This window comes from Pseudomonas sp. 05N36, from assembly GCF_056397385.1.
The window spans coordinates 63,662-78,839 of the sequence record NZ_JBFTNH010000006.1 but is presented as its reverse complement, the minus strand read 5'-3'; the positions used below and the strand labels follow the sequence as shown (position 1 = coordinate 78,839).

Here is a 15,178-nt window from a genome sequence, read left to right as displayed (position 1 = left end):
GACACGAAAAAGGGCGCCATCGGCGCCCTTCCTCTAATACAGCTACCACAAGAGCCCATTCCGAGGGGATGGGCCGGCGCACCAATCAGCGCTTGTCGCGGCGCTTCTTGTCGGCTTTCTTGTGGTGCGACATCAAGCGGCGCTTCTTGTTGACCTGACGGTCGGTGAGCGTGTTCTTGTTGCCTTCGTACGGGTTCTCGCCACCTTTGAACTCGATGCGGATCGGCGTACCGACCAGCTTCAAGACGCGACGGTAAGTGTTTTCCAGGTAACGGACGTAAGAGTTCGGAACCTTCTCGACCTGGTTACCGTGGATCACGATCAGCGGCGGGTTGGCGCCACCCAAGTGGGCATAACGCAGCTTGATCCGGCGGTTGTTGACCATCGGTGGCGCGTGCTCGCCAACCGCGTCCTCGAGGATCTGGGTCAGGCGGTTGGTCGGCCAGCGAGTGATCGCCGACTTGAACGAGTTCTGTACCGACTGGTACAGGTTGCCCACGCCAGTGCCGTGCAGCGCCGAGATGAAGTGGATATCGGCGAAGTCGACGAAGAACAACCGACGCTCCAGCTCGATCTTCACGAAATCACGCTCGGACGGCGTCATGCCGTCCCACTTGTTCAGGGCGATAACGATGGCACGACCGGCTTCCAGGGCAAAGCCCAGCAGGTTCAGGTCGTGGTCAACCACGCCTTCACGGGCGTCCATCACGAAGATCACGACGTTGGCGTCTTTGATCGCTTGCAGGGTTTTGACCACCGAGAACTTTTCAACTTCCTCGTGGATCTTGCCGCGCTTGCGCACACCTGCGGTGTCGATCAGCGTGTACTTCTCTTCGTTACGCTCGAACGGGATGTAGATACTGTCGCGGGTGGTGCCGGGTTGGTCATAGACGATTACCCGGTCTTCACCAAGCATGCGGTTGACCAGGGTCGACTTGCCGACGTTCGGGCGACCGATGATGGCGATCTTGATGCCATCCTTTTCGCTCGGACCCGGAATCCGGATCGCTTCCTCGCCTTCGGCGACGTTAGCGTTGAGATCCTCTTCTTCGGTGTCACGCGGGAACTCGCTCAGGGCGGCTTCCAGCAGTGTGTTGACACCGCGACCTTGCGCACCAGCCACACCAATGGCGTGGCCCATGCCCAACGGGGCGAATTCGGCGCGGGCCATTTCAGGATCGATGTTGTCGATCTTGTTGGCCACCAGCAGGGAGCGTTTGTTGCGCTTGCGCAAGTGCTCGGCAATCATCTGGTCGGCGGCGGTGAAGCCAACCTTGGCATCTACCAGGAACAGAACGACATCGGCTTCTTCAATAGCCAGCAGCGACTGCTCGGCCATCTTTTCATCCATGCCGTGCTCATCACCGGAAATACCACCGGTGTCGACCAGGATGTAGGAGCGCCCTTGCCACTTTGCCTCACCGTATTGGCGATCACGGGTCAGACCGGAAAGGTCGCCGACAATAGCGTCGCGGCTTTTGGTCAGGCGGTTGAACATGGTGGATTTGCCGACGTTCGGTCGGCCCACCAGGGCGATTACGGGAACCATGCGGCTCTCCACTTCGTTATTTCAGAAAATACAAAAGCCGCTGCGAGGCAGCGGCTGGTGCTCGGGGCAGCACTTGATGTACTGCGAGCCTTGTAAAACAAGGCCGCCTGGGAACATTGCTATCCCCAAGCATAGTCAAACCATTACTTGATGGTCAGGGCTTCCAGTTTGCCGCTGTTGCCATACACGTAAATCATGTCACCCATCACCAGCGGACGGGCACGCAGGCCGTCGCTGTCGATGCGTTCACGGCCGACGAAACGACCGTCCACCTGACTCAACAGGTGCAGGTAACCTTCCAGGTCACCGACTGCAACGTAGCTGGAGAACACTTCCGGTGCCGACAGTTGACGGCGGGCCAGTGAGTCGTTGCTCCACAAGGAGGTGGTCGAACGCTCGTCGACGCCTTCAACGGTACCCGAAGACAGGCTGATGTAGACGCTGCCGAAACCTTGGGCGACACCGGCATAGCTGGAAGCATCACGCTGCCAGAGCTGACGACCGCTTTGCAGGTCCAGGGCTGCTACGCGCCCCTGATAGCTGGCGACATAAATCTTGTCGCCGGACAGCAGCAGGCCGCCGTCGATATCGACCACGCGCTCCAGCTCCGAGCGACCCTGTGGAATCGCAATGCGCTGTTCCCAGACCGGCACGCCGTTGGAGATATCCAGCGCCACGACCTTACCGGTCGACAGGCCGGCAATCGCCAGGCGATTGGTCACGATCGGCGCACTGGTGCCGCGCAGAGTCAGGACCGCAGGCGTGCTGTCATACAACCAGCGCTGGTTGCCGGTGGAAGCGTCCAGACCGATCAGACGATCGTCCTGGGTTTGCACCACCACCACATCACCGTTGTTGGCAGGCGGCGCGAGCACTTCACTGGTCACGCGAGCGCGCCATTTCTCTTCACCGGAGCTTGCGTCCAGGGCAACCACTTCACCCTTGAGCGTGCCGATCATGACCAGACCGTAACCCACGCCAACGGCGCCGGACACAGGCAGCTCGAGATCCTTCTTCCATTTGACGTCGCCGTTCATGCGATCCAGCGCCATCACCACGCCTTTGACGTCGGCAGCATAGATGGTGTTGCCATCGATGGCCGGCACCAGCATGTTGTAGGTCTCGCCCTGGCCGCTACCGACCGAACGGCTCCACTGCTTTTGCAGGACCACTTCTTCCTTGAACTTGACCAGCTCGGCCGGCGGCAATTCTTTTTTGCTGTTGCTGCTGCAACCCGCGGCCAGAATGGCCAGAGCCAGCAATGCTGCATGTTTCCAACGGATCACGTCACGCATCCCCTTTGGCCAGGTCGTCCAGCTTGATTTGTAAGCCACCGACCGCCGCTTCATCCGACAGCGCAGCCTTGGCTTTTTGGTAAGCAGCATGGGCTTCATCGGTACGACCCAACTGGACCAGCAGGTCACCCTTGAGTTCTTCGCGAGTGGCCAGGAATGCCTGATCGGCATCACCTTCGAGCAATTTCAGTGCTTCGTCAGCCTTGTTCTGTGCGGCCAGGACCTGAGCCAGACGCTGACGCGCCACTTCGCCCAGCGCCGGGTTGGCAGGTTTGTCAGACACAACCTTGAGCTGGCTTGCAGCGTCATCCAGCTTGCCGCTGTCGACCGCGACTTTCGCCACGAACAGGCTGCCGTATTGGGCGTAAGCCGTGCCGCCGAACTCGCTGTTGAGCTTGTTGGCGAGGTCCGCTACACGGGCCGCGTCAGGCTTGCCGTCCGGGGTCAGCGTGGTTTCCAGCAGTTGCTGGTAAAGCATCGAGGCGCCTTGCGACTGATTGCTCTGATACTTGTGAAACGCCTGCCAGCCGAACACGATGACCAGTGCCAACAAACCGCCGGTTACGAGAGGTTTGCCGTTACGCTGCCACCAGTCTTTGAATTCCGCCAGATGTTCCTCTTCGGTACTCGACACCCCAATACTCCTTATTCGCTAAATCGGCTGTTTGACAGCTTCAACCCTGCACGACGCAGGTGGCCAGGTGAGCGGCAAGCGCATCCCAGGCAATGCTTTGTTGTTCGCCCTGGCCACGCAGGGGTTTGAAACCTACCACTTGCTGGGCCATTTCGTCGTCACCGAGGATCAATGCGTACCGCGCACCGCTCTTGTCGGCCTTCTTGAACTGACTTTTGAAGCTGCCCGCGCCCGCATTGATCTGCAGGCGCAGGTTTGGCAGCTGATCACGCACCCGCTCGCTCAGTGTCAGGGCGGCCAGTTCGGCAGCCTCACCGAAGGCGCACAGGTAGACATCAACCTGCCGGGAGATTTCTTCCGGGATCTGCTCCAGGGTTTCGAGCAGCAGCACCAGGCGCTCGATGCCCATGGCGAAACCAACGCCCGGCGTCGGCTTGCCGCCCATCTGCTCGACCAGGCCGTCGTAACGGCCACCCGCGCAGACAGTGCCCTGGGCACCGAGTTTGTCGGTGACCCATTCGAATACGGTTTTGCTGTAGTAATCCAGCCCGCGCACCAGCTTCGGGTTGATCACGTAAGGAATGCCGGCAGCGTCCAGACGAGCCTTGAGGCCCTCGAAGTGCACGCGGGATTCTTCATCGAGGTAATCGGCCATCTTCGGTGCATCGACCAGCGCCGCCTGGGTATCGGCGTTCTTGGTATCGAGCACTCGCAGCGGGTTGGTTTTCAGGCGGCGCTGGCTGTCTTCGTCCAGTTGGTCCAGGCGTGCCGTCAGGTATTCGACCAGTGCATCGCGATAACGAGCGCGAGATGCGCTGGTGCCCAGGCTGTTGAGCTCGAGCTTGACCGCGTCACGGATGCCCAGCTCGCCCCACAGGCGCCAGGTCAGCACGATCAGCTCGGCGTCGATGTCCGGACCATCAAGGTTGAAAACTTCGCAACCGATCTGGTGGAACTGGCGATAGCGACCTTTCTGCGGACGCTCGTGGCGGAACATCGGGCCGATGTACCAGAGTTTCTGCACCTGGCCACCGCCGGTGATGCCGTGCTCAAGCACTGCACGCACGCAGGCCGCCGTGCCTTCAGGGCGCAGGGTCAGCGAGTCGCCGTTACGGTCTTCGAAGGTGTACATCTCTTTTTCGACGATGTCGGTCACTTCACCGATGGAGCGTTTGAACAGCTCGGTGAACTCGACGATCGGCATGCGAATCTGCTTGTAACCGTAGTTATCCAGCAGACGCGCAACGGTGCCCTCGAAATGACGCCACAGCGGGGTCTGTTCGGGCAGGATGTCGTTCATGCCACGTATGGCTTGCAGAGACTTGCTCACTTTAAATCCTTAAATTCGTTCGATCAGCCGCGCGCGATCAGCGCTGCGTCGGCTTCGACCTTTTCGGCCGCTTTCTGGCGGATCAGCCTTTCCAGCTCATCCACCAGATTGTCATTCGTCAATTTCTGCGACGGCTTGCCATCGATGTAAATCAGGTTCGGCGTACCGCCAGTCAGGCCGATATGGGCCTCCTTGGCTTCGCCGGGACCGTTGACCACGCAACCGATGACCGCGACATCCAGCGGCACCAGCAGATCTTCGAGGCGCCCTTCCAGTTCGTTCATGGTTTTCACCACATCGAAGTTCTGCCGCGAGCAGCTCGGGCAGGCGATGAAGTTGATGCCACGGGAACGCAGGTGCAGGGACTTGAGAATGTCGTAGCCGACTTTCACTTCCTCGACCGGGTCAGCCGCCAACGAGATGCGAATAGTATCGCCAATCCCTTCGGCGAGCAGCATACCGAGGCCCACGGCGGATTTCACTGTGCCTGAACGCAAACCGCCGGCTTCAGTGATGCCCAGGTGCAGTGGCTGGACGATTTCCTTGGCCAGCAGACGATAGGCTTCGACGGCCATGAACACGTCGGAGGCCTTCACGCTGACCTTGAAGTCCTGGAAGTTCAGGCGTTCAAGGTGCTCGACGTGACGCAGCGCCGACTCGACCAGCGCGGCAGGCGTTGGCTCGCCGTATTTCTTTTGCAGGTCTTTTTCCAGGGAGCCGGCGTTGACGCCGATACGGATCGGAATCCCGCGGTCACGGGCGGCATCGACCACCGCGCGCACACGGTCTTCACGACCGATGTTGCCCGGGTTGATCCGCAGGCAATCGACGCCCAGTTCGGCTACGCGCAAGGCGATCTTGTAGTCGAAGTGAATGTCGGCAACCAACGGCACCTTGACCAGTTGCTTGATGCGACCGAAGGCTTCGGCCGCGTCCATGTCCGGAACGGAAACCCGCACGATGTCGACACCGGCCGCTTCCAGACGATTGATCTGGGCCACGGTGGCGGCAACGTCATTGGTGTCGCTGTTGGTCATGCTCTGTACAGCGATAGGCGCATCACCGCCCACCGGTACCGAACCAACCCAGATCTTGCGGGATTCGCGACGTTTGATTGGAGATTCGCCGTGCATGACTTATTGACCCAACTTCAGGCGAGCAGTCTCGCCACTGGTGAACGGAGCTACATCGACCACTTGCCCGTTGTAGCTGACCTGCGCGCCACGGGCGTAGCCCAGGCGTACTGTAAACGGTGGTTTACCGCTGACGTCGGCGGTTTCGCCCTTATGCTTGAGAGCGCTCAACAGCACTTTGCCGTTGCCATCGGTGACTTGTGTCCAGCAGTTGGCAGAGAACTGAATCTGCACCTTACCCGCACCGGCAACCGGAGTGGCCGGTGCAGCAGCCGAAGCGGCAGGTGCTGGCACGGCTGCCACGACTGGCGTTGGCGCAACAGCCACAACCGGGGCCGCCGGCGTCGCAACAACCGGGGCTGGCGCGGTACGCACTGGAGCGACAACCGGGGCCGTCGGTGCAACCACCGGAGCGGCCGGCGCCGGCGCTTCGGCAGTTGCCTGAACTTCGGCAGGCGCCTGGCCTTCAGGCAATGCCAGAGGCGTCCCGGCTTCGGCCTGGCCTTCTACCACGGCCTGATCTTCCGGCTCGTCGAGCGGATGGATCTGCGTGGTGCCATCGGCGCCTTCGACTTCGACGTGTTCAGGGCTAAGGCCAATCAGGTCCTTGGTGCGCAATGAGGTTTGATCCTGCCACCAGACAAAACCGCCACCCACCACGGCCATCAGCAGCAACAGGCTGACGATGCGCAAAATGGTGTGGGAGACCCGCGATGGCTCCTCGATACGCCCAAGGCTGTGCACGTTGCTGCCCTGGGAGTCGGTGCCGGTGTGCTGGTCGAACTGCTGGACCAGAACGGCCTGGTCCATGCCGAGCAATTTGGCGTAGGCGCGGATATAGCCGCGAGCAAAGGTATGCCCCGGCAGCTTGTCGAAAGCGCCGTCTTCCAGATTCTTCAAGGAATTAGCGGTGAGATTGAGCTTGAGCGCTACTTCCGCCAGCGACCAACCATTGCTTTCGCGGGCCTGACGCAGGGTCTCTCCGGGGTTTACGCGAGTCGCTGCTACAACTTCTGGATGCGCCGCTTTCATCATTGCTCCGACAGGTATTGCTGATATTCCGGCGTACCGGGATAGAGTCGTTTTAATTGCAGGCCAAAACTGGCGGCCTTGTCGCGATCTTCGAACACTTTGGCCAGCCGAACGCCGAGCAATAGACTACGTGCATTTTGCTCGGCGAGCAGGCTAAAACGATCGTAATAGTCACGCGCGGGCACATAATGCCTGTCTTCGTACGACAACTCAGCCATTTCCAGCAACGCCCGTGGCTGTTGGCGGTTCAGGCGCAGGGCTTTTTCCAGTTGCTGCCGGGCCAGGTCACGCTGACCGAGCATCGAGGCCGTCATGCCAAGGTTCTCGAAAACCCGTGAACGCTCAGGATAAAGGCTATCGGCAGCCGCTTGTTCAAAGCGCTCGTAAGCTTCTTTGTAACGTTTCTCTTCAAAGAGAAAGCTGCCGTAGTTGTTCAGGATACGAGCATCGCCAGGACGGCCGGACAATGCCTTGCGAAAATGCTGATCCGCGAGCTCGGGTTCCATCTCGGCCTGGAACACCAGGCCCAGCGCTGCGTTGGCATCCGGGTCGGCGCTATCCAGTTCGAGGGCCTTCTTCAACGGGACTTTCGCCCGTTCGGTCATGCCCTGCTGCAGATACCCCACGCCCAGCTGCACATACGCAGCACGCGCCTCATCGCGCCCCTTGCTGGTTTTCATCGGATTGAAATCACCCGACAGAACACAACCAGCCGACAGGCTGGCGAACAGCAGAAGCAGCGCTAGGCGCAGTGACATAGAGATCCTCTCTTAAGTACGATTCGCAGCGTCTTGCGGCATATCGTTGTCGGCGCTCAACTCACGCACGGCGATATAACGTTCGCTACGACGGGTGCGATCCAGCACCTGTCCTACCAATTGGCCACACGCAGCGTCGATGTCTTCGCCACGGGTGGTGCGCACGGTGACATTGAAGCCAGCGTGATGAAGTTGATCCTGGAAACGACGGATGGCGTTGTTGCTCGGCCGCTCGTAACCGGAATGAGGGAACGGGTTGAACGGGATCAGGTTGATCTTGCAAGGCGTGTCCTTGAGCAACTCGATCATTTCAACCGCATGCTCGACCTTGTCATTGATGTCCTTGAGCAAGGTGTACTCGATGGTCAGCACGCGCTTTTCGCCCAGGGACGACATGTAGCGGCGGCAGGACTCGAGGAGCATTTTCAGCGGGTACTTCTTGTTGATCGGTACCAACTGGTTACGCAGCGCATCGTTCGGTGCGTGCAGGGACAACGCCAGAGAGACGTCGATGTGCTTGGACAGCTCATCAATCATCGGCACCACGCCGGAGGTCGACAGGGTCACGCGGCGCTTGGAGATGCCGTAGCCCAGGTCGTCCATCATCAGGTGCATGGCGGCAACGACGTTGTCGAAGTTCAGCAGCGGCTCACCCATGCCCATCATCACCACGTTGGTGATGGCACGGTCGGCGGTTGCCGGGATGCTGCCGAACGATTTATTGGCAATCCACACCTGGCCGATGACTTCGGCGGCGGTGAGGTTGCTGTTGAAACCTTGCTTGCCGGTGGAGCAGAAACTGCAATCCAGGGCACAGCCTGCCTGGGACGAAACGCACAGAGTGCCGCGCTTGCCCTGGGGAATGTAGACGGTCTCGACGCAGCTGCCGGACGCCACGCGCACCACCCACTTACGGGTGCCGTCGCTGGAGATGTCCTCGCTGACCACTTCGGGGCCGCGAACCTCGGCAATAGCCTTGAGCTTGTCGCGCAAGGCCTTGCTGACGTTCGTCATGGCGTCGAAATCATCGACGCCAAGGTGGTGAATCCACTTCATTACCTGACCGGCACGGAAACGCTTCTCCCCGATTGAGTCGAAGAATTTTTCCATTTCCTGTTGAGTCAGACCCAGCAGGTTGGTTTTTACAGTCGATGTAGTCATGGATTCACCTTCACTCTTAAGCCAATGCTTAGCGAGTGGTTACTTCAGTAGCTGCGAAGAAGTACGAGATTTCGCGAGCAGCAGCGGCTTCGGAGTCCGAACCGTGTACAGCGTTGGCGTCGATGGAGTCAGCGAAGTCAGCACGGATGGTGCCGGCAGCAGCTTCTTTAGGGTTGGTAGCGCCCATCAGCTCACGGTTCAGAGCGATAGCGTTTTCGCCTTCCAGAACCTGAACGACAACCGGACCGGAGATCATGAAAGCAACCAGGTCGTTGAAGAAACCACGAGCGCTGTGCTCAGCGTAGAAGCCTTCAGCTTCAGCTTTGGACAGTTGCTTCAGTTTCGAAGCTACAACGCGCAGGCCAGCTTTTTCGAAACGAGTGGTGATCTCGCCGATAACGTTTTTTGCAACGGCGTCAGGCTTGATGATGGAGAAAGTACGTTGAACAGCCATGGTGTAACTCCAGAAACGGTAATTTGCGAAAAATTAAACCCGCGAATTATACGCGGGTTCTTGGGTATTGCCTAACGGCGTACAATGCGTTCAGTCGGCTTCTTCGATCCAGGCCGCTTGAATCGCTTCAAGCACCTTCTCGCCACCGCGGGCCGGGTCATCACTGAAGTCCGGCAGAGCCATGACCCAGTTATGCAGATCGACGAAGTTCACGTAACGCGGATCCACTTCCGGCTTGCTGTCAGCCAGCTGGATCGCGATTTCCAGCACATCAACCCATTTAAGACTCATGCCAGTTCCTTGAATCAGTGCGGCGCTTCGGCAGCGTGGTTGAGCGAGTATTTAGGAATTTCAACGGTCAGGTCTTCAGTCCCGACGATTGCCTGACAGGTCAGGCGCGACTGCGCTTCCAGACCCCAGGCCCGATCAAGATAGTCCTCTTCCAGCTCATCGGCCTCATTCAGCGAGTCAAAGCCTTCGCGAATGATGCAGTGACACGTGGTGCAGGCACAGACGCCGCCGCAGGCGCTCTCGATCTCGATATGGTTCTCATGAGCCACTTCGAGAATGGACTTGCCGGTCTCAGCCTCTACGACCATGCCGTCCGGGCAATGCTCGGCGTGTGGCAGAAAAATGATCTGCGGCATCAGTTATTCCTCGATTTCATTCAGGTTGCGCCCCGCCAGAGCGGCTTTCACCGTCGAGTCCAGGCGGCGGGCAGCAAAGGCATCGGTCACTTGCGACAGACGCTTGGTCTGTTGCTCGATGGCGTAACCATCGGTGCCTTTCATCAATTCGGTCAGTTCCTGCATCTGCAACTCGATGACCATGCGTTCTTCGGCGTCGAGCAGGCGCTCGCCGTCGACATCGAGGGCGCCCTGCACCGCTTCGATCAAACGCTGGGCATCGACCTGCTGTTCACGCAGTACGCGGGCGACCTTGTCGTCGTTGGCGTGCTGGAACGAATCCTTGAGCATGCGGGCGATTTCACCGTCGGTCAGGCCGTAGGACGGCTTGACCTGAATGCTCGCCTCGACACCCGAACCCAATTCGCGGGCGGCCACGCTGAGCAAGCCATCGGCATCGACCTGGAAGGTCACGCGAATCTTCGCCGCACCCGCCACCATCGCCGGAATGCCGCGCAATTCGAAGCGCGCCAGGGAACGGCAATCGCTGATCAGCTCGCGTTCGCCCTGCAGCACATGAATCATCATGGCCGACTGGCCGTCTTTATAAGTCGTGAAGTCCTGAGCGCGGGCAACCGGGATGGTGGTGTTACGCGGAATCACCTTCTCCATCAGACCGCCCATGGTTTCCAGCCCCAGGGACAACGGAATCACGTCGAGCAGCAATAGTTCGCCGCCATCGCGCTTGTTGCCCGCCAAGGTATCGGCCTGGATCGCAGCACCAATGGCCACCACTTGATCCGGATCGATCTCGGTCAGCGGCTGACGACCAAAGGCCTCGGCTACGGCGTTGCGAACACGCGGTACGCGGGTCGAACCGCCGACCATCACCACTGCGTGCACGTCTTCCAGTTCGATACCGGAATCACGCACGGCGCGACGGCAGGCTTTCAGGCTGCGAGCGACCATCGGCTCGATCAGCGCATCGAAAGCTTCACGGGTCAGTTCGGCTTTCCACTCGCCATAAGCAACTTCAACGCTCGCTACATTAGTCAGCGCTTCTTTAGCCGCGCAGGCGGTTTGCAGCAGATGACGCTGCGCACCCGGATCGAGGTCGGCGGACAGGCCCGCGCTCTCGATGATCCAGCCAGCAATCGCGTGGTCGAAGTCATCGCCGCCCAGGGCGCTGTCGCCACCGGTCGCCAGTACTTCAAACACACCGCCGGTCAGACGCAGAATCGAAATATCGAAAGTGCCGCCGCCCAGGTCGTAAATGGCAACCAGGCCTTCAGCATGTTGATCCAGACCGTAAGCCACCGCCGCAGCGGTTGGCTCGTTGAGCAAACGCAGCACGTTCAGGCCGGCCAGCTTGGCCGCATCCTTGGTTGCCTGGCGCTGTGCGTCATCGAAGTAAGCCGGAACGGTGATCACCGCGCCAACCAGTTCGCCGCCCAGCGTCAACTCGGCGCGCTGACGCAGCACCTTGAGGATATCGGCGGAAACTTCGACCGGGCTTTTCGGCCCTTGCACGGTGTCGATGAACGGCATGTGCGACTCGCCATCGACAAAGCGGTACGGCAGTTGCTCGCCCAATTGCTTGACGTCGGACAGACCACGACCCATCAAGCGCTTGACCGACAACACCGTGTTCAGCGGATCGGTAGCGGCTGCCAGCTTGGCGGACTCGCCGACCTCGACACGGTCAGCGTGATAGCGCACCGCAGACGGCAGGATGACCTGCCCGTCAGCGTCGGCCAGTGGCTCGGAAAGACCACTGCGCAACGCAGCGACCAGCGAATTGGTAGTGCCCAAGTCGATCCCCACAGCCAGACGACGCTGGTGCGGTTGAGGACTTTGGCCGGGTTCGGCGATCTGCAGTAGGGCCATCGTTATCAGGACTTATCTGTATATCAGGCGTGCGACCGAGGCGGCACTGGGTTAATCGTCGAGGCGCTCTTCTAACTGGCGCACTTCGTAGGTGAGCTTGTCGAGGAACTGCATGCGCCGCATCAGGCGTTCGGCCTGTTCACGCTGCACTGCATCATTCCAGCAAGCTGCGAAGCTTTCGTTCAATACATCCTGAGCGACTTTCAGGCGGCGCTTGAACACCACAATCCCGGCCAGGTCGGCACTGTCTTGCAGGTCTTCGAGCTCTTCGCGCCATTGCATCTGCTGCAGAAGAAATTCCGGATCATGCACCGTGACCTCCAGCGGCAGCTCGCGACCACCCATGGCGAGCAGGTAACGCGCGCGCTTGGGGGGACTTTTGAGCGTCTGGTAGGCCTCGTTGAGGCTCGCGGATTGCTCTAGCGCCAGCCGTTGCTCACGCTCGGAAGCGTCAGCAAAGCGGTCTGGATGAACGCCGCGCGCCAACTCACGGTAGCGCGTAGCCAGCTGATCGAGATCCAGATTGAAGCTCGGTTGCAGCTCAAATAATGCGAAATGACAAGGAGTACCCACGAGCAGCCTCAGATGTTGAAGCTTTCGCCGCAGCCACATTCACCGCGCACGTTGGGATTGTTGAACTTGAAGCCTTCGTTCAACCCTTCCTTGACGAAATCGAGCTCGGTGCCGTCCAGGTACGCCAGGCTTTTTGGATCGATGATCACTTTCTCGCCGTGGCTGACGAAGACCTGATCGTCTTCCCCCACCTCATCGACAAACTCCAGCACGTAGGCAAGGCCGGAACAGCCCGTGGTGCGAACACCCAGACGAATCCCATCACCCTTGCCGCGCCCGTCGAGGGAGCGTCGCACGTGTTGAGCAGCCGCTTCTGTCATGCTGATAGCCATCGGTGACTCCTTACTCGTCGCCAATACTTGAAAGTCAGATCAAGCCTTTCTTCTGCTTGTAATCGCGAACGGCAGCCTTGATGGCGTCTTCAGCGAGTACCGAGCAGTGGATTTTCACTGGCGGCAAGGCCAGTTCTTCAGCCAGCTGGGTGTTCTTGATGGTCTCTGCTTCGTCCAGGGTCTTGCCCTTCATCCACTCGGTAGCGAGGGAGCTGGAAGCAATCGCAGAGCCGCAGCCGTAGGTCTTGAACTTGGCGTCTTCGATGATGCCTTGCTCGTTGACCTTGATTTGCAGGCGCATAACGTCGCCGCACGCCGGAGCGCCGACCATGCCGGTGCCGACATCAGGATCTTCCGCGTCCATCTTGCCGACGTTGCGCGGGTTCTCGTAGTGGTCGATGACCTTTTCGCTGTAAGCCATGATTCAATCCTCACTCATCAGAGAGTCGCTCTTCGGGCCCTGCAAGCCAACTTTTCAACAGGGTTACAGAGCCCGTGTGCGGCGACTTAATTCGTTAGTGTGCCGCCCACTCGATTTTCGAAATGTCGACGCCGTCTTTGTACATGTCCCACAGCGGCGACAGAGCGCGCAGCTTGGTGACGGCCTCGCAGACTTTCTGCGCGGCATAATCGATTTCTTCTTCGGTGGTGAAGCGGCCGAAGGTGAAGCGAATCGAGCTGTGTGCCAGTTCGTCGTTGCGGCCCAGGGCGCGCAGTACGTACGAAGGCTCAAGCGACGCCGAGGTGCAGGCCGAACCGGACGATACCGCCAGGTCCTTGAGCGCCATGATCAGCGACTCGCCTTCAACGTAGTTGAAGCTCAGGTTCAGGTTGTGCGGAACGCGGGCGGTCAGGCTGCCGTTGACGTACAGTTCTTCGAGGCCTTCGACCTGCTTGAAGAAACGGTCGCTCAGGGCTTTGATCCGAACGTTTTCGCTAGCCATGTCTTCCTTGGCTACACGGAACGCTTCGCCCATGCCAACGATCTGGTGAGTGGCCAGGGTGCCGGAACGCATGCCGCGCTCGTGACCGCCGCCGTGCATGGTCGCTTCAAGGCGAACACGCGGCTTGCGGCTGACGTACAGCGCGCCGATGCCTTTAGGGCCGTAGGTCTTGTGGGCCGAGAAGGACATCAGGTCGACTTTCAGCTTCTGCAGGTCGATCTCGACCTTGCCAGTGGACTGCGCAGCGTCGACGTGGAACAGGATGCCCTTGGAACGGGTCAGTTCGCCGATGGCTGCGATGTCGTTGATGGTGCCGATTTCGTTGTTCACGTGCATGACCGACACCAGGATGGTGTCATCGCGCAGCGCGGCTTCGATCATTTCAGGCGTTACCAGACCGTCTTCACGAGGATCGAGGTAGGTGACTTCGAAACCTTCGCGCTCCAGTTGGCGCATGGTGTCGAGGACCGCCTTGTGTTCGATCTTGGTGGTGATCAGGTGCTTGCCTTTACTGCCATAGAAATGCGCGACACCCTTGATTGCCAGGTTGTCGGACTCGGTGGCACCGGAGGTCCAGACGATTTCACGCGGGTCGGCGTTGACCAGGTCGGCGAMCTGGCGGCGAGCGTTTTCGACCGACTCTTCGGCTTTCCAGCCGAACACGTGGGAGCGGGACGCCGGGTTACCGAAGTTTCCGTCGACCAGCAGGCATTCACTCATCTTTTGCGCGACACGCGGATCAACCGGGGTGGTCGCAGAGTAATCAAGGTAAATCGGCAATTTCATGGACTCTCTCCTAATTCAGGCTGGCTGGCGTGCCGCTAGCTCTTTGGCTGTCATTCGACGGCGGACGCTTCAATCTTGTCCAGACGCGGTGTCTTGCTGTTGCAACGACGCTGGTCCTGACGCTGGGCTACTTCTTGCACTTCACGGCGAGTGACAAGGTCAGCCAAGCTGATACCGCTCAGAAATTCGTGGATTTGCAGGCTCAGATCACACCACAAGTGGTGGGTCAGACAGGTGTCGCCGCCATGGCAATCACCCAGTCCCTGGCATTTGGTTGCGTCGACCGATTCGTTTACCGCATCGATCACCTGAGCGACCTGGATGCCCTGCATGTCACGCGATAGCTGGTAGCCACCGCCTGGTCCACGGACACTGGAAACCAGATTGCTGCGGCGCAATTTGGCGAAGAGCTGTTCGAGGTAGGACAGGGAAATGCCTTGGCGCTCAGAGATATCGGCCAGGGACACCGGGCCATGTTGCGCGTGCAACGCCAGGTCAAGCATGGCGGTGACAGCGTATCGGCCTTTTGTAGTCAGTCGCATGGACAATTACCACGGAGTTACGGGATGGGGGCGAGTATGCAATTCCCGAGTATTCAAGTCAACTATAAGACCTAGTACTTTAGTCAGGTTTACCCGCAAAAGAGCGCGCGCACTATAGCAAAGGCTGGCGGTGATCGACCAG

The 15,178-nt window shown here is 59.4% G+C and carries 17 protein-coding genes; all 17 read right to left on the bottom strand.

Annotated elements, in window-relative coordinates; translation table 11 throughout:
• Positions 1–85: 85 nt before the first annotated feature.
• Complete coding sequence (gene der / locus AC1DIH_RS10715; RefSeq protein WP_427544411.1) at positions 86–1,549, bottom strand: ribosome biogenesis GTPase Der; 1,464 nt, start codon at positions 1,547–1,549, stop codon at positions 86–88.
• A 143-nt stretch (positions 1,550–1,692) separates the two neighbouring features.
• A complete protein-coding gene (gene bamB, locus AC1DIH_RS10710; RefSeq protein WP_427533316.1) occupies positions 1,693–2,844 on the bottom strand; it encodes an outer membrane protein assembly factor BamB in 1,152 nt (383 codons plus the stop codon).
• Positions 2,837–3,478: a tetratricopeptide repeat protein gene (locus tag AC1DIH_RS10705; RefSeq protein WP_477771648.1), complete on the bottom strand. Its 642-nt coding sequence runs from the start codon at positions 3,476–3,478 to the stop codon at positions 2,837–2,839. The genes bamB and AC1DIH_RS10705 overlap by 8 nt, the downstream gene beginning before the upstream one ends.
• Before the next feature lie 40 nt (positions 3,479–3,518).
• Positions 3,519–4,808 carry a histidine--tRNA ligase gene (gene hisS / locus AC1DIH_RS10700; protein WP_477771647.1) on the bottom strand — a complete coding sequence of 430 codons (1,290 nt, stop codon included), beginning with the start codon at positions 4,806–4,808 and terminating at the stop codon, positions 3,519–3,521.
• Between the two features lie 23 nt (positions 4,809–4,831).
• Complete coding sequence (gene ispG / locus AC1DIH_RS10695; RefSeq protein WP_427533318.1) at positions 4,832–5,941, bottom strand: flavodoxin-dependent (E)-4-hydroxy-3-methylbut-2-enyl-diphosphate synthase; 1,110 nt, start codon at positions 5,939–5,941, stop codon at positions 4,832–4,834.
• Positions 5,942–5,944: 3 nt separating this feature from the next.
• Positions 5,945–6,973 (bottom strand): RodZ domain-containing protein, encoded by a 1,029-nt coding sequence (locus tag AC1DIH_RS10690; protein WP_477771646.1) that lies wholly within the window; start codon positions 6,971–6,973, stop codon positions 5,945–5,947.
• Positions 6,973–7,731 carry a type IV pilus biogenesis/stability protein PilW gene (gene pilW, locus AC1DIH_RS10685; RefSeq protein WP_054595804.1) on the bottom strand — a complete coding sequence of 253 codons (759 nt, stop codon included), beginning with the start codon at positions 7,729–7,731 and terminating at the stop codon, positions 6,973–6,975. Before pilW ends, AC1DIH_RS10690 begins: the two co-directional genes overlap by 1 nt.
• Positions 7,732–7,743: 12 nt before the next feature.
• Positions 7,744–8,892 (bottom strand): dual-specificity RNA methyltransferase RlmN, encoded by a 1,149-nt coding sequence (rlmN, locus tag AC1DIH_RS10680; RefSeq protein ID WP_145015130.1) that lies wholly within the window; start codon positions 8,890–8,892, stop codon positions 7,744–7,746.
• A gap of 28 nt (positions 8,893–8,920) precedes the next feature.
• Positions 8,921–9,346, bottom strand: a complete 426-nt coding sequence (gene ndk, locus AC1DIH_RS10675; protein WP_007903599.1) for a nucleoside-diphosphate kinase — start codon at positions 9,344–9,346, stop codon at positions 8,921–8,923.
• Positions 9,347–9,436: 90 nt separating this feature from the next.
• Entirely contained in the window at positions 9,437–9,637 is a 201-nt protein-coding gene (iscX, locus tag AC1DIH_RS10670; protein ID WP_477771645.1) for a Fe-S cluster assembly protein IscX, read from the bottom strand.
• A 14-nt stretch (positions 9,638–9,651) separates the two neighbouring features.
• On the bottom strand, positions 9,652–9,993 hold the full coding sequence (gene fdx / locus AC1DIH_RS10665; RefSeq protein WP_054595801.1) for an ISC system 2Fe-2S type ferredoxin: 342 nt from the start codon (positions 9,991–9,993) through the stop codon (positions 9,652–9,654).
• 3 nt (positions 9,994–9,996) lie between these two features.
• Positions 9,997–11,859 carry a Fe-S protein assembly chaperone HscA gene (gene hscA / locus AC1DIH_RS10660; RefSeq protein WP_477771644.1) on the bottom strand — a complete coding sequence of 621 codons (1,863 nt, stop codon included), beginning with the start codon at positions 11,857–11,859 and terminating at the stop codon, positions 9,997–9,999.
• A gap of 51 nt (positions 11,860–11,910) precedes the next feature.
• The gene (gene hscB / locus AC1DIH_RS10655) at positions 11,911–12,432 is read right to left on the bottom strand and encodes a co-chaperone HscB (protein WP_054595799.1); all 522 of its coding nucleotides are present in this window, start codon (positions 12,430–12,432) and stop codon (positions 11,911–11,913) included.
• 8 nt (positions 12,433–12,440) lie between these two features.
• Positions 12,441–12,764 carry an iron-sulfur cluster assembly protein IscA gene (gene iscA, locus AC1DIH_RS10650; protein ID WP_477771643.1) on the bottom strand — a complete coding sequence of 108 codons (324 nt, stop codon included), beginning with the start codon at positions 12,762–12,764 and terminating at the stop codon, positions 12,441–12,443.
• 34 nt (positions 12,765–12,798) lie between these two features.
• On the bottom strand, positions 12,799–13,185 hold the full coding sequence (gene iscU / locus AC1DIH_RS10645) for a Fe-S cluster assembly scaffold IscU (RefSeq protein ID WP_003443374.1): 387 nt from the start codon (positions 13,183–13,185) through the stop codon (positions 12,799–12,801).
• Between the two features lie 94 nt (positions 13,186–13,279).
• Positions 13,280–14,494, bottom strand: coding sequence for an IscS subfamily cysteine desulfurase (locus AC1DIH_RS10640; RefSeq protein ID WP_477771642.1), 1,215 nt, complete (start codon positions 14,492–14,494; stop codon positions 13,280–13,282).
• Positions 14,495–14,544: 50 nt separating this feature from the next.
• The gene (gene iscR, locus AC1DIH_RS10635) at positions 14,545–15,036 is read right to left on the bottom strand and encodes a Fe-S cluster assembly transcriptional regulator IscR (protein WP_019693470.1); all 492 of its coding nucleotides are present in this window, start codon (positions 15,034–15,036) and stop codon (positions 14,545–14,547) included.
• Positions 15,037–15,178 lie beyond the last annotated feature (142 nt).